Here is a 12,988-nt window from a genome sequence, read left to right on the forward strand (position 1 = left end):
CAAGCGGGACGATCCGGGTGCGGTCAACGGATTCCCCGGCCTTCACCTACTCCTTGCGCTGGAGCGCCGGGCGGTGTCAGTCGTCCTTGGGGAGGACCACATCCTTGCTCGAACAGTGCGGTAATAGAGACAGGGCCCGTACTGTGGGTTCTGTTGGAGTGCTGGAGCCCAGTTAAGTCAGAAGGGGGCGCGCGAAGCCCATGAGCGGTGTCATGAAGCGTATGGGGATGATCTTCCGCGCGAAGGCAAACAAGGCCCTTGACAGGGCCGAGGACCCGCGCGAGACCCTCGATTACTCGTACCAGAAGCAGCTGGAGCTGCTTCAGAAGGTACGCCGCGGTGTCGCCGATGTGGCGACGTCGCGCAAGCGTCTGGAGCTGCAGCTGAACCAGTTGCAGGGCCAGACCTCGAAGCTGGAGGACCAGGGCCGCAAGGCACTCGCGCTCGGTCGCGAGGACCTGGCCCGCGAGGCGCTGTCGCGCCGGGCGGCCCTCCAGCAGCAGGTCACCGACCTGGAGACGCAGCACACCACGCTGCAGGGTGAGGAGGAGAAGCTCACTCTCGCGGCCCAGCGGCTGCAGGCCAAGGTCGATGCCTTCCGTACCAAGAAGGAGACGATCAAGGCCACCTACACGGCGGCCCAGGCGCAGACCCGGATCGGGGAGGCCTTCTCGGGCATCTCCGAGGAGATGGGCGATGTCGGCCTGGCGATCCAGCGGGCCGAGGACAAGACCCAGCAGCTCCAGGCGCGCGCGGGCGCGATCGACGAGTTGCTCGCCTCCGGCGCCCTGGACGACCCGACCGGCACGGCGAAGGACGACCTCACCGCCGAGCTCGACCGGATCTCCGGCGGCTCCGACGTGGAGCTGGAGCTGCAGCGCATGAAGGCCGAACTGGCCGGCGGCTCCTCCTCGCAGCAGGCCATCGAGGGCGGCCCGCAGGATGCCGCCCAGCAGCAGTCCCAGGACCGGTCCCCGCACAAGTTCGACAAGAATTAAGGCAGCGACATGATCGTACGGATCATGGGGGAGGGCCAGGTACTCCTGGCCGACAGTCATCTCGCCGGGCTCGACGAGCTCGACAACGAACTGCTCGCCGAAATGGAGAGCGGCGACGGCCCCGGCTTCCGCTCCACTCTCCACGCGCTCCTCGCCAGGGTGCGCGAACTCGGCACGCCCTTGCCGGACGACTCCCTGGAGCCGTCCGAGCTGATCCTGCCGTCACCGGAGGCGACCCTCGAAGAGGTACGCGCCATGCTCCGCGACGACGGTCTGATTCCCGGCTGAGAACCGGCAGCTCCAGCACCCGCACCGACAGTGCCCCGCGCCCGGTCCGCCGGACGCGGGGCACTGTCGTGCGTGCGGCGGACCGGCCGACGGCATTCCGCTCGCCGCGGGCCGGACCGATTCCCGCGCGACACGCCGTAACGTTGCTTGACGTGACCTCCCTCGGAACCGGCGTGCTGCGCGTCCGGCACTGGCTGCGCGACCATCCGCTCGCGCTGGACGGAGCACTCGCCCTGTGCGTGCTCACCGCCATGATCGTCGGCTCGTTCGCCGACCCCGGCTCGCGCAGCGGACACACCTTCGGCACCCGCACCCCCGACGCGAGCAGCGTGCTGCTGATGGTGCTGGGCGCCCTCGCCCTGGTGTGGCGCCGCCGCCACCCGAAGGCCGTGCTCGTCGCCACCAGTGCGCTGACGGTCGTCGAACTGGTGCTGGTGGACCCGCCGACCCCGGTCGTGTTCAGCGTGGTCATCGCGCTCTACACCATCGCCGCCCGCACCGACCGGCCCACCACCTGGCGGGTCGGGCTGCTCACGATGGCCGCGCTCACCGCCGCCGCGATGCTCTTCGGTCCCGCGCCCTGGTACAGCCAGGAGAACTTCGGCGTCTTCGCCTGGACCGGGATGGCGAGCGCCGCCGGGGACGCCGTACGCTCCCGGCGCGCCTTCGTCGACGCGATCCGGGAACGCGCGGAGCGGGCCGAGCGGACCCGCGAGGAGGAGGCCGGGCGACGGGTGGCCGAGGAGCGGCTGCGGATCGCCCGCGACCTGCACGACGTCGTCGCCCACCACATCGCCCTGGTCAACGTGCAGGCCGGGGTCGCGGCCCACGTCATGGACAAGCGCCCCGACCAGGCCAAGCAGGCGCTCGCCCACGTCCGCGAGGCCAGCCGCTCCGCGCTCAACGAACTACGGGCCACCGTCGGGCTGCTGCGCCAGTCCGGCGACCCGGAGGCGCCGACGGAGCCCGCCCCCGGCCTCGCCGTCCTGGACGAGCTGGTGAAGACCGTGCGCCGGGCCGGGCTGCCCGTCGAGGTGGCCTGCGCGGCCGGCGGGAACCCACCGCTGCCCGCCGCCGTGGACCTGGCCGCGTACCGGGTGATCCAGGAGGCGCTGACCAACGTCCGCAAGCACGCGGGCCCCGGCGCCAAGGCCGAGGTGAGCGTCGTACGGGTCGGGGCCACCGCCGAGGTCATGGTGCTCGACAACGGCCGGGGCAACCAGGGCGGCACGGCCGACGGGGGCGGCCACGGACTGCTCGGCATGCGGGAACGGGTCACGGCCCTGGGCGGCACCCTCAACGCCGGACCCCGTTACGGCGGCGGCTTCCGCGTCCATGCGATCCTGCCCGTCAAGGCCCTACCGCAGCAGCCGGATCAACCGGACATGGCGGGCCGTACGGGGGAGAACGCATGACACCGGCCATCAAGGTCCTGCTCGCCGACGACCAGGCGCTCCTGCGCAGCGCGTTCCGGGTGCTCGTCGACTCGGAGCCGGACATGCGGGTGGTCGGTGAGGCGGCCGATGGCGCGGCAGCGGTGGAGCTGGCCCGCTCGACCGGCGCCGACGTGGTGCTGATGGACATCAGGATGCCGGGCACGGACGGGCTCACCGCGACCCGGATGATCAGCGCCGACCCCGAACTCACGGGCGTACGCGTGGTCATGCTCACCACCTTCGAGGTGGACGAGTACGTGGTCCAGTCGCTGAGGGCCGGTGCCTCCGGCTTCCTGGGCAAGGGCGCGGAACCGGAGGAGCTCCTCAACGCCATCCGGATCGCCGCGGGCGGCGAGGCGCTGCTCTCACCGGCCGCGACCAAGGGGCTGATCGCCACGTTCCTGGCGCAGGGCGGCGGTTCGGGCGAAGAGGGGCCGGGCGCCGCTGAGTACTCCGCGCGCCTCGCGGCCCTCACCACCCGGGAGCGCGAGGTGCTGGTCCTGGTCGCGGCCGGGCTCTCCAACGACGAGATCGCGGAGCGCCTGGTGGTCAGCCCGCTCACCGTCAAGACGCATGTGAACCGGGCGATGGCGAAGCTGGGCGCCCGCGACCGCGCGCAATTGGTGGTAATCGCCTACGAATCGGGCCTGGTGCGCCCCAGGGTGGAGTGAGGGTGCAGCCGCGGCGTACTCCAGCTGCGGTATGCGGCGGACAAGAAAGCGACCTGGGATTGACGCTTCCCTGCCCAGCGGTAGGAGATCGTATAAGTGGGCCGGGTCTGTCCCCGAGTTACCCGCCCACCTGCCGCGTAAGCCACAGAAGAGAGACCCACCCATGTCCTGGCTGTCAAGATTCAGCCTCGCGCAAAGGGCCCTGATCGGGCTGATCTCGATCGTTGCGCTCGTGTTCGGAGCGATCGCGATCCCGCAGCTCAAGCAGCAGCTGCTGCCCACCATCGAACTCCCGATGGTGTCGGTGCTCGCCCCCTATCAGGGTGCGTCCCCCGATGTGGTCGAGAAGCAGGTCGTCGAACCGCTGGAAAACTCGATCAAGGCCGTCGACGGCGTCACCGGAATCACCTCCACCGCCAGCGAGGGCAACGCCGTCATCATGGCGTCCTTCGACTTCGGCGACGAGGGCACGAAGCAGCTCGTCGCGGACATCCAGCAGGCCGTGAACCGCGCCCGCGTCCAGCTGCCCGACAGCGTCGACCCGCAGGTCGTCGCCGGTTCCACCGACGACATCCCGACCGTCGTCCTCGCCGTCACCTCCGACAAGGACCAGCAGGCCCTCGCGGACCAGCTGGACCGCACCGTCGTCCCCGCCCTTGAGGACATCGACGGCGTCGGCCAGGTGTCCGTCGACGGTGTGCGGGACCTCCAGATCTCCGTCACCCCCGACGACAAGAAGCTCGCGGCAGCCGGTCTGAACGCGGCCTCGCTCTCCCAGGCGCTCCAGTCCGGCGGCGCGACCGTCCCGGCCGGTTCCTTCTCCGAGTCGGGCAAGAGCCGCACCGTGCAGGTCGGCGGCGCCTTCACCTCGCTGAAGCAGATCGAGGACCTCCGGGTCAACGGTCAGGACCCGGCGACGGGCAAGCCCGGCAAGCCGGTCCGGGTCGGTGACATCGCGAAGGTGACGCAGGAGCCCGCCACCGCGGACTCCATCACCCGCACCAACGGCAGGCCGAGCCTCGCCGTCATGGCCACGATGGACAAGGACGGCAGCGCCGTCGCCATCTCGGACGCGGTCAAGGACAAGCTCCCCGATCTGCGCAAGGACCTCGGCGCCGGCGCCGAGCTGACCGTCGTCTCCGACCAGGGCCCCGCGGTCTCCAAGGCGATCTCGGGCCTGACCACGGAGGGCGCGCTCGGCCTGGTCTTCGCGATCATCGTCATCCTGATCTTCCTGGCCTCGCTCCGCTCGACCCTGGTCACCGCGGTCTCCATCCCGCTCTCCGTGGTCCTCGCGCTGATCGTGCTCTGGACCCGTGACCTCTCGCTCAACATGCTCACCCTGGGCGCGCTGACCATCGCGATCGGCCGGGTCGTCGACGACTCGATCGTCGTCCTGGAGAACATCAAGCGGCACCTCAGCTACGGGGAGGAGCGCCAGTCCGCGATCCTCGCCGCGGTGAAGGAAGTGGCCGGTGCTGTCACCGCCTCCACCCTCACCACGGTCGCCGTCTTCCTGCCGATCGGTCTGGTCGGCGGCATGGTCGGCGAGCTGTTCGGCTCGTTCTCGCTGACCATCACCGCGGCCCTGCTGGCCTCCCTGCTGGTCTCGCTGACCGTCGTGCCCGTGCTGTCGTTCTGGTTCCTGCGCTCCCCCAAGGGCAGCGTGGAGGACCCGGATGCGGCCCGCCGCAAGGCCGAGGAGAAGGAAGCCCGCAGCAGGCTCCAGCGGATGTACGTCAAGGTGCTGGGCTTCGCCACCCGTCGCCGCATCGTCAGCGTGGTCATCGCCGTCGTCGTGCTGATCGGCACCTTCGGTATGGCCCCGCTGCTGAAGACCACCCTCTTCGACCAGGGCGAGCAGGAGGTCCTCTCCATCAACCAGGAGCTGGCCCCCGGCACCAGCCTGGCGGCCGCCGACGAGGCGTCCAAGAAGGTCGAGAAGCTCCTCGCCGCCGACAAGAGCGTCAAGGAGTACCAGGTCACCGTCGGCTCGTCCGGCTTCATGGCCGCCTTCGGCGGCGGCACGGGAGCCAACCAGGCCACCTACCAGGTGACGCTGAAGGACCCGGCCGAGTACGACGCCACCGAGAAGCGCCTCGACGAGGCGCTCGGCAAGCTCGACGGCATCGGTGACACGACCATCGCGGAGGCGGGCGGCTTCGGCAGCCAGGACCTGAGCGTCGTGGTCAAGGCCGCCGACGCGGACGTCCTCGCCAAGTCCTCCGAGCAGGTGCGCAAGGCGGTGGCGGGCCTCAAGGACGTCTCCGACGTCCAGAGCGACCTGTCGCAGAGCATCCCGCGCATCTCGGTCACGGCGAAGCCCGAGGCCGCCGACCACGGCTTCAGCCAGGCCACCCTGGGCGCGGCCGTCGCGGGCGCCGTGAAGGGCACTCCTTCCGGCAAGGCGATCATGGACGACACCGAGCGCGACGTCGTCATCAAGTCCGCCCACCCGGCCGCCACCATGGCCGAGCTGAAGAACCTCCCGCTCGGCCCGGTCAAGCTCGGCACGATCGCCGACGTGAAGCTGGTCCCCGGACCGGTCTCCATGACCCGGATCGACGGCCAGCGCGCCGCGACGATCACCGCCAAGCCCGTCGGTGACGACACCGGCAGCGTCAGCGCGGCACTCCAGAAGAAGGTCGACTCGCTGAACCTCCCGGACGGCGCCACCGCCACCATCGGCGGCGTCTCCGAGGACCAGAACGACGCCTTCGTCAAGCTGGCCCTGGCCATGCTGGCGGCCGTCGCGATCGTCTTCATGCTGCTGGTCGCCACCTTCCGGTCGCTCATCCAGCCGCTGATCCTGCTGGTCTCCATCCCGTTCGCCGCCACCGGCGCGATCGGCCTGCTCCTCATCACCGGCACCCCGATGGGCGTCGCGGCGATGATCGGCATGCTGATGCTGATCGGCATCGTGGTGACCAACGCGATCGTGCTGATCGACCTGATCAACCAGTACCGGCGACAGGGCATGGGCGTCGTCGAGGCGGTCATCGAGGGCGGCCGCCACCGTCTGCGCCCGATCCTGATGACGGCACTGGCGACCATCTTCGCCCTCCTCCCGATGGCGCTCGGCGTCACCGGCGAGGGCGGCTTCATCTCGCAGCCGCTGGCCGTCGTGGTCATCGGCGGTCTGGTCACCTCGACGCTGCTGACGCTGCTCCTGGTGCCGACGCTCTACGCGATGGTGGAGCTCCGCAAGGAGCGCCGCGCGAAGAAGAAGGCCGACAAGCGCGCCGCGAAGGCGGGCGTCCCGGCCCAGGCCGAGTCCGAAGAGGCCCGGGAGACCGAGCCCGCACAGGCCTGACCGAGTCGGAGCCCGATACGACGGAGAGGGCCCGGTCCCACGCGAGTGCGTGGGACCGGGCCCTCTCGGTCTTCCGCCCGCTGACCGGCATGCGGTACACGGGCGGTCGGCGAACGGTGGGGGCGCCGGCCGGCGGGACGGGAACGCGCGGGCCTCAGGCGGGAGCGCTTCCGCTGAGGGCCTTGACGATCCGGAGCCACGTATCGCCGTGCGGATGGGCGTGCTGGACGCTGAGGGCGCAGATCTCCCTCAGCAGCCGGACCCGGATCTCCTCCCGGGCCCTGGGCAGCAGCGTGGCCAGATCGTTCGGCTCCACGGCGTCGACCGCCCCGGAGAGCACCATGCTCGCCTGGGCGTGCGTGAGGGAGGACAGCTTGTCGTTGAAGACCTGCCCCTCCACGGCCGCCGCGTGCATCAGCGCGTTGCCGTCCCCGGCGTCCAACGCGCGCTCCACGTAGGCCTGGAGGGCGCCGCGGTCCTCGACGAGGCGGTACGCGGCATCCAGTCCCTCGGTGCGGGTGACATCGAGGACGGCGACGTGCGTGAGCGGGGTGGCCTCGGGCGGCTGGACCTGGAGGATGCGGGGGTGGTCCTCAAGGAAGGCCCGCGACTCCGCCCAGTCCGCGCACTCCACCCACTCCGCCAGCTGCTCCCTGATGATCAGCGGATCGTAGGCGGCGGTCACGCCGTGGGCCATGACGATCTCGCGGAGTGCGGCATGCCGTTGAGCGGTGCCGGGGTCGAGGAGGGCCGCCTCTTCGAGGGCGGCCGCTGTCTCCCCGCTGCTGAGCGCCTCGGCGTTCCGGGACCAGAAGTCGCGTGACTCGGGCCAGTTGGGCGCGAACATCCAGGAACTGACCAGGTTCACCGTCTCCGGAGACAGGTCGAGCCAGGCCGGTGCGGCGGAACCGGTCTCCGCCTCCCACGCCGTGCGGACGGCCCCGGCGTCACCGTACGCGCGCAGCGCCCTGCGGGCCCGTACGGTCGTGAGGTCCGCGACACCGTTCGGCGCGGACTCCCCGTCGAGAAGGGCCACGAGCTCGCGTACCCCGGCCGGGGCGTGGGGCGCGGGACAGCCCAGCAGGAAGATGCTCCGCTCGGCACCGAGACGGTGGCCGGTCGCCGGGTGGACGGAGGCGAACTCCGCCACGGTCTCGTCGAAATGCCGGACGGCGGAGGTGTGGTCGCCGGTGCGGACGAGGGCCTGCGCCAGGTTGACGAGAGCGGAGACCAGGTCCTTCTCGTAGGCGTCGGGGTCCTCCAGCGCCAGCGTCCGGTAGACGGCGGCCGCCTCCTCCGCCGCGCTCACCGCGCCTTCGGTGTCGTGGTCCGCCTCCAGGTGCTTGCTGAGGTTCTGGAGGGCGAGCGCCAGATCGGGGCGGTGGGTGCTGCCGAGACCGCGCAGGATACGGACGCCCTCCCCGGCCGTCTCCAGGGCTTCCTTCCGGTTGCCGGTGGCGCCGAGATTCTGCGCCAGGGTGCCGAGCGAGCCCGCGAGCGGGGAGCGGAGAGCGGGCTCGTGCGCGGCGAGTTCACGGAAGAGGGCGACCGCCTCCTCCGAGGCGCTCAGCCCCGCCGCCGGGTCGTCGGCCCGGTACAGGTGAGCGGCGAGCCGGGTGAGCGCCGTGGCCAGCTCCTGCCGGAAGGCGGGGGGCTGCTGGACGGCGAGTGCGCGGCGGATGGCGACCGACTCCCGGCCCGCCGCGAGCGCCCCCGACACATCGCCCAGGCTCGCGCGACGGTTGCCGAGGTCGCTGAGAGCGGTCGCGTACCTCGGCAGCCAGGTGTCCGGGTCCTCGGCGGCCAGGCGCCCCCAGAGGGCGGTCGCCTCCTCGGCGTTGGGCAGAGCCGCGGCGGGCTCACCCGTGGCGGCGAGATGCGTGGCGAGATGGCTGAGCGTCTCGGCCAGTCCCGGGAGGGCCGCTGCCGGCCGGTCCAAGGTCAGCTCGCGCTGGATGCGTACGGCCTCGCTCGCGAGGATGACCGCCGATGTCAGATCCCCCGCGGCTGCCGTCTTGTTGGCCAGGGAAGACATGGAACGGGCGAAATCCGGCTGGAAGACGTCGTGGTGCCGCGTCGCGACCTCGGCGTACAGGAGCGCGCCGTCCCGGACGGTAGTGAGGGCGTCCGCGTGGTCACCGGTGGCGGAGAGGCGGTCCGCCAGGCTGTTGAGGGCGCCCGCCAACTGCGGCTGGAAGGCCGCCGGATGGAGCGCGACGAGATCCCGGCAGAGCTCCACGGCCTTCCGCGCGGGCGCCAGGCACCGGTCGAGATCACCGGCTTCCTGCCGGTACGCGGACAACTGGATCAGGGCATCGGCGAGCGGGGCGAGGAACTCGTCGGGGTGCGAGGCCGCCAGCTCCTGGTAGATGTCCACGGCCTCCTGTGCGGCGGCCACGGCCGTCCGGGGCTGCCCGACGGCTGCCAGCTGCGCCGCCAGGCCGGTCAGCGCCGTGGCGAGACCGGGGCGGAACGCCACCGGGTCCCGCTCCACGTGCCGCCGGCAGACGGAGACTGCCTCCAGCGTCAGGGCGACCGCGCCCTCGCGGTCACCGATATCGCCGACCCGCCGGCCGAGACCGCTCAGGGCGGGAGCGAGGCCGGGGTGCGACGCGTTGTCGCCCGCTTCGGCCAGGTTCCGTTGGAGCTCGGCCACTTCGCGCGCCGATCCCAGGGCCCCGGCACGGTCGCCGGCGGCGGCGTACGCGTGGGCCACGTCGACCAGGGCGCGTACCGGCGCCGCACCGAACGCTCCGGGAGCGCCGGTTTCCAGCTCCCGGTACAGATCGGCCGCCTCCCGCGCCGCGTCCAGCGCACCCGCCGGGTCGCCTTCCGCCCCGAGCCGCTCGGAGAACCGGGACAAGGCCTCGGCCAGCACCGGCGCCGCCCCCGCCCCGCCCCGGTCCACCAGTCCCCGCAGCATCGCGATCCCCGGTGCGCCCGCCCGGACCGCGTGCGGCGCCAGCCCCCGCACCACGTACGGATCTACCGCCGCCCAGTCGTCGCCCACCGCTCGCCGCCCGATGTGACCGACCAGCGCGGTCAGCGCCGCCTCACCGGCCCCGGAGCGGCTCCGCTCCTCCCGGTCCGCGAGGAGCGGCACGAACGCGTGGTGGGAGAGCCGGTACACCGCCCGGCCGTCCTCCGAGTCCTCGGTGACGTAGCGGCCGTACGTGGACAGCAGCCAGTCCACGTCGCTCTCGTCGTACGCCACCGCACCGCTGCCGCCCAGCGCCCCGGCGACCTCCTCCCACACACCCCCGGCGGGCATCCCGCGCCCGGCCGTCCACGCCAGCGCGGTCAGCAGATCCCGGGCGGCCGACGGCAGTTCGGTGCCGTCCTCCCGTACCCGTACCGGCCCCGACCGCAGGTCCTCCTCGAACGCGGCCCCGACGGAATCGGGCAGCCGGTCCCCGTCGGCCCCGGCCGACGCCGCCACCAGCCGCGCGAACAGGAACCCGCCGTCCAACTCGGCGGCGCGGGCGGCGACCGTCTCGCCCGCCGCCCGCGCCCGGTCCTCCGCAACCCCGGCCGCCACGCACCGCCGGAACACGTACTCACCGATATCGGCGCGGGTGTGCGGCTCCCGCTCCAGGTCCGCGACGGTGACCCGCGCGCCGGTCAGCCGGGCGAGGGCGTCCGGCAGGGTCTCGCCCCGGTACCCGCCCTCCGCGATACGGCCGCCGAACGCGCCCTCGCGGGAGCCGAGCAGGACCGGGCTCGTCCGGCAGAGCGGGAGGACCAGCTCCTCGATCATGGCGCGGAGGTGCTCGGCGGGCACTTCGTCCAGGCCGTCCAGCACCAGTACCGGCTGCGGGGAAGAGGCGCGCAGCCCGGCCCGGAAGTCGTCGGCGCTGCGGGGTTCCGGCAGTCCGAGCCGCAGGGCCAGCTCCGAGGCCGCCTGGAGCGGGCTCAGGTCCCGCAGGAGCACGGAGGCGAGTGGGCGGCGCGGGCGGTGGCGGGGGCCCGGGTCGGCCTCGTGCGCCTCGGTCTCCTCGCGCCGCACGTGGCCGCCGAGCGTCGTGATCCGGTCCAGCACGGCCGACTTGCCGCAGCCCGCCGGGCCGGTCACCAGGAAGAGCCCGGTCTCGTCCGCCTCCAGCCACGCGGTGATCCGGCCCAGCACCTCCTCGCGGCCCGTGAAGAAGGAGCCCGCCGGGAGCCCGGCCGCCCCCTCCACCGGCTCGCGTCCCTCGTCGCCCGTCACACCCGACTCACGCACCATTGCCCGTCCCGCTCTCCGTCACAGAACCAACGCGGTCATCACCAGGTGACCCGCGCTTCCCGTCCGCACCGGTCCGTTCTCGGCCGGGGCCGCTGCGGTGAGTAGCAGGGTAATTACGGAAAGGGCAACTTGGGTGCCGTACGGCGGAAACCGGCCGACCGCCACCAGCGACGCGAAAGGCCCCGGGCAACCGCCGGAAGGCGGCCCGGGGCCCTTCGCGTTACTGGGGCACTGGTGGCTACGGCAGCGCCAGCATCCGTTCCAGCGCGAGCTTCGCGTACTTCTCGGTCTCCGGGTCGACCTCGATCCGGTTGACGAGATTGCCCTCGGCCAGCGACTCCAGCGTCCAGACCAGGTGCGGCAGGTCGATCCGGTTCATCGTCGAGCAGAAGCAGACCGTCTTGTCGAGGAAGACGATCTCCTTGTCCTCGGCCGCGAACCGGTTCGCCAGCCGGCGCACCAGGTTCAGCTCGGTGCCGATCGCCCACTTGGAACCGGCCGGGGCCGCCTCCAGGGCCTTGATGATGTACTCCGTCGAGCCGACGTAGTCCGCGGCCGCCACGACCTCGTGCTTGCACTCCGGGTGCACCAGCACGTTGACGCCGGGTATCCGGGCGCGCACGTCGTTGACGGACTCGACGGAGAAGCGCCCGTGCACCGAGCAGTGGCCGCGCCACAGGATCATCTTCGCGTCGCGCAGCTGCTGGGCGGTCAGACCGCCGTTGGGCTTGTGCGGGTTGTAGAGGACGCAGTCCTCCAGGGTCATCCCCATGTCGCGGACGGCGGTGTTGCGGCCCAGGTGCTGGTCGGGGAGGAACAGCACCTTCTGGCCCTGCTCGAAGGCCCACTCCAGCGCCCGCTTCGCGTTCGAGGAGGTGCAGATCGTGCCGCCGTGGCGGCCGGTGAAGGCCTTGATGTCGGCGGAGGAGTTCATGTACGAGACCGGCACGACCTGCTCGGCGACACCGGCCTCCGTCAGCACGTCCCAGCACTCGGCGACCTGCTCCGCGGTGGCCATGTCGGCCATCGAGCAGCCCGCCGCGAGGTCCGGCAGCACGACCTTCTGGTCGTCGGTGGTCAGGATGTCCGCGGACTCGGCCATGAAGTGCACACCGCAGAAGACGATGTACTCGGCCTCCGGACGCGCCGCCGCGTCGCGCGCCAGCTTGAAGGAGTCGCCGGTGACGTCCGCGAACTGGATGACCTCGTCGCGCTGGTAGTGGTGGCCGAGGACGAAGACCTTCTCGCCCAGCTTCTCCTTGGCCGCGCGGGCGCGCTCCACCAGGTCCGGGTCGGACGGGGAGGGCAGGTCGCCGGGGCATTCGACGCCGCGCTCGCTCCTTGGGTCGGCGTCGCGGCCGAGCAGGAGCAGGGCGAGGGGCGACGGCTGGACGTCGAGTTCCTGGACGGGGTGGGCCGTGGTCACGTCACGCACCCTTTCTTCTCTGCGAGGAGCGCCTCCGGGGAGGAGCCTTTTCGTCGAATTGACGTTATCTATCATATCCGCTTCACGTCACTTTGACGATGCCGATAACGTCAATGTGACGCACCCGCCCGAGGGTCGGGTGTGCGAGCATGAATGGAACAGGCAAGCGCGCGGCCCGGAATGAATCCGCGGTTCCGGCGGTTGCAACGTCGGCAAGCAGACTCCGTACAACCCGGGAGAGAAGCAGATGTCCGTATCGGACGAGACCACCACCGTGAGCGACGGCATCCTCCTGTCCGACGCCGCCGCAGCCAAGGTCAAGGGCCTGCTGGAGCAGGAAGGCCGTGACGATCTGGCGCTGCGCGTCGCCGTCCAGCCCGGCGGCTGCTCGGGCCTGCGGTACCAGCTCTTCTTCGACGAGCGCTCGCTCGACGGTGACGTCGTGAAGGACTTCGGCGGCGTCAAGGTCGTCACCGACCGGATGAGCGCCCCGTACCTGGGCGGCGCCTCCGTCGACTTCGTCGACACCATCGAGAAGCAGGGCTTCACGATCGACAACCCGAACGCCACGGGTTCCTGCGCCTGCGGCGACTCCTTCAGCTAGGGCGCCCGCGCGGCAGCAGTAGCGACA

8 protein-coding genes are annotated in these 12,988 nt (G+C 71.5%); 6 read left to right on the forward strand and 2 right to left on the reverse strand.

Annotated features, from left to right (window positions below; genetic code table 11):
- The first annotated feature begins 212 nt into the window (after positions 1 to 212).
- From ACFVQ0_RS21505 to ACFVQ0_RS21525, 5 genes are all read left to right on the forward strand, one after another.
- Complete coding sequence (locus tag ACFVQ0_RS21505) at positions 213 to 998, forward strand: PspA/IM30 family protein (RefSeq protein ID WP_311306124.1); 786 nt, start codon at positions 213 to 215, stop codon at positions 996 to 998.
- Positions 999 to 1,007: 9 nt separating this feature from the next.
- Positions 1,008 to 1,286: a hypothetical protein gene (locus tag ACFVQ0_RS21510; RefSeq protein WP_390090278.1), complete on the forward strand. Its 279-nt coding sequence runs from the start codon at positions 1,008 to 1,010 to the stop codon at positions 1,284 to 1,286.
- Between the two features lie 152 nt (positions 1,287 to 1,438).
- Positions 1,439 to 2,701, forward strand: coding sequence for a sensor histidine kinase (locus ACFVQ0_RS21515; RefSeq protein ID WP_390090280.1), 1,263 nt, complete (start codon positions 1,439 to 1,441; stop codon positions 2,699 to 2,701).
- Complete coding sequence (locus ACFVQ0_RS21520) at positions 2,698 to 3,393, forward strand: response regulator (protein ID WP_390090282.1); 696 nt, start codon at positions 2,698 to 2,700, stop codon at positions 3,391 to 3,393. Before ACFVQ0_RS21515 ends, ACFVQ0_RS21520 begins: the two co-directional genes overlap by 4 nt.
- Positions 3,394 to 3,556: 163 nt before the next feature.
- Positions 3,557 to 6,706 (forward strand): efflux RND transporter permease subunit, encoded by a 3,150-nt coding sequence (locus ACFVQ0_RS21525; RefSeq protein ID WP_390090284.1) that lies wholly within the window; start codon positions 3,557 to 3,559, stop codon positions 6,704 to 6,706.
- A 154-nt stretch (positions 6,707 to 6,860) separates the two neighbouring features.
- Here ACFVQ0_RS21525 and ACFVQ0_RS21530 read toward each other — a convergent pair whose 3' ends face one another.
- Both ACFVQ0_RS21530 and nadA read right to left on the reverse strand, forming a co-directional pair.
- Positions 6,861 to 10,931, reverse strand: coding sequence for a hypothetical protein (locus tag ACFVQ0_RS21530; protein WP_390090286.1), 4,071 nt, complete (start codon positions 10,929 to 10,931; stop codon positions 6,861 to 6,863).
- Between the two features lie 238 nt (positions 10,932 to 11,169).
- Entirely contained in the window at positions 11,170 to 12,357 is a 1,188-nt protein-coding gene (nadA, locus tag ACFVQ0_RS21535) for a quinolinate synthase NadA (protein WP_390090288.1), read from the reverse strand.
- A gap of 247 nt (positions 12,358 to 12,604) precedes the next feature.
- On the opposite strand from nadA, the gene ACFVQ0_RS21540 reads away from it, so the two are divergent.
- Entirely contained in the window at positions 12,605 to 12,961 is a 357-nt protein-coding gene (locus tag ACFVQ0_RS21540) for an iron-sulfur cluster assembly accessory protein (RefSeq protein ID WP_024488899.1), read from the forward strand.
- Positions 12,962 to 12,988: the final 27 nt, after the last annotated feature.

Origin of the sequence: Streptomyces sp. NPDC057900 (genome assembly GCF_042887885.1) — a bacterium.
Lineage (GTDB): Bacteria > Actinomycetota > Actinomycetes > Streptomycetales > Streptomycetaceae > Streptomyces.

Bases quoted from the DNA above. Each gene is read 5' to 3' on its own strand.
- ACFVQ0_RS21530 (WP_390090286.1), bottom strand. From the start codon at position 10,931: ATGGTGCGTGAGTCGGGTGTGACGGGCGACGAGGGACGCGAGCCGGTG.
- ACFVQ0_RS21520 (WP_390090282.1), top strand. From the start codon at position 2,698: ATGACACCGGCCATCAAGGTCCTGCTCGCCGACGACCAGGCGCTCCTG.
- ACFVQ0_RS21525 (WP_390090284.1), top strand. From the start codon at position 3,557: ATGTCCTGGCTGTCAAGATTCAGCCTCGCGCAAAGGGCCCTGATCGGG.
- ACFVQ0_RS21510 (WP_390090278.1), top strand. From the start codon at position 1,008: ATGATCGTACGGATCATGGGGGAGGGCCAGGTACTCCTGGCCGACAGT.
- ACFVQ0_RS21540 (WP_024488899.1), top strand. From the start codon at position 12,605: ATGTCCGTATCGGACGAGACCACCACCGTGAGCGACGGCATCCTCCTG.
- ACFVQ0_RS21505 (WP_311306124.1), top strand. From the start codon at position 213: ATGAAGCGTATGGGGATGATCTTCCGCGCGAAGGCAAACAAGGCCCTT.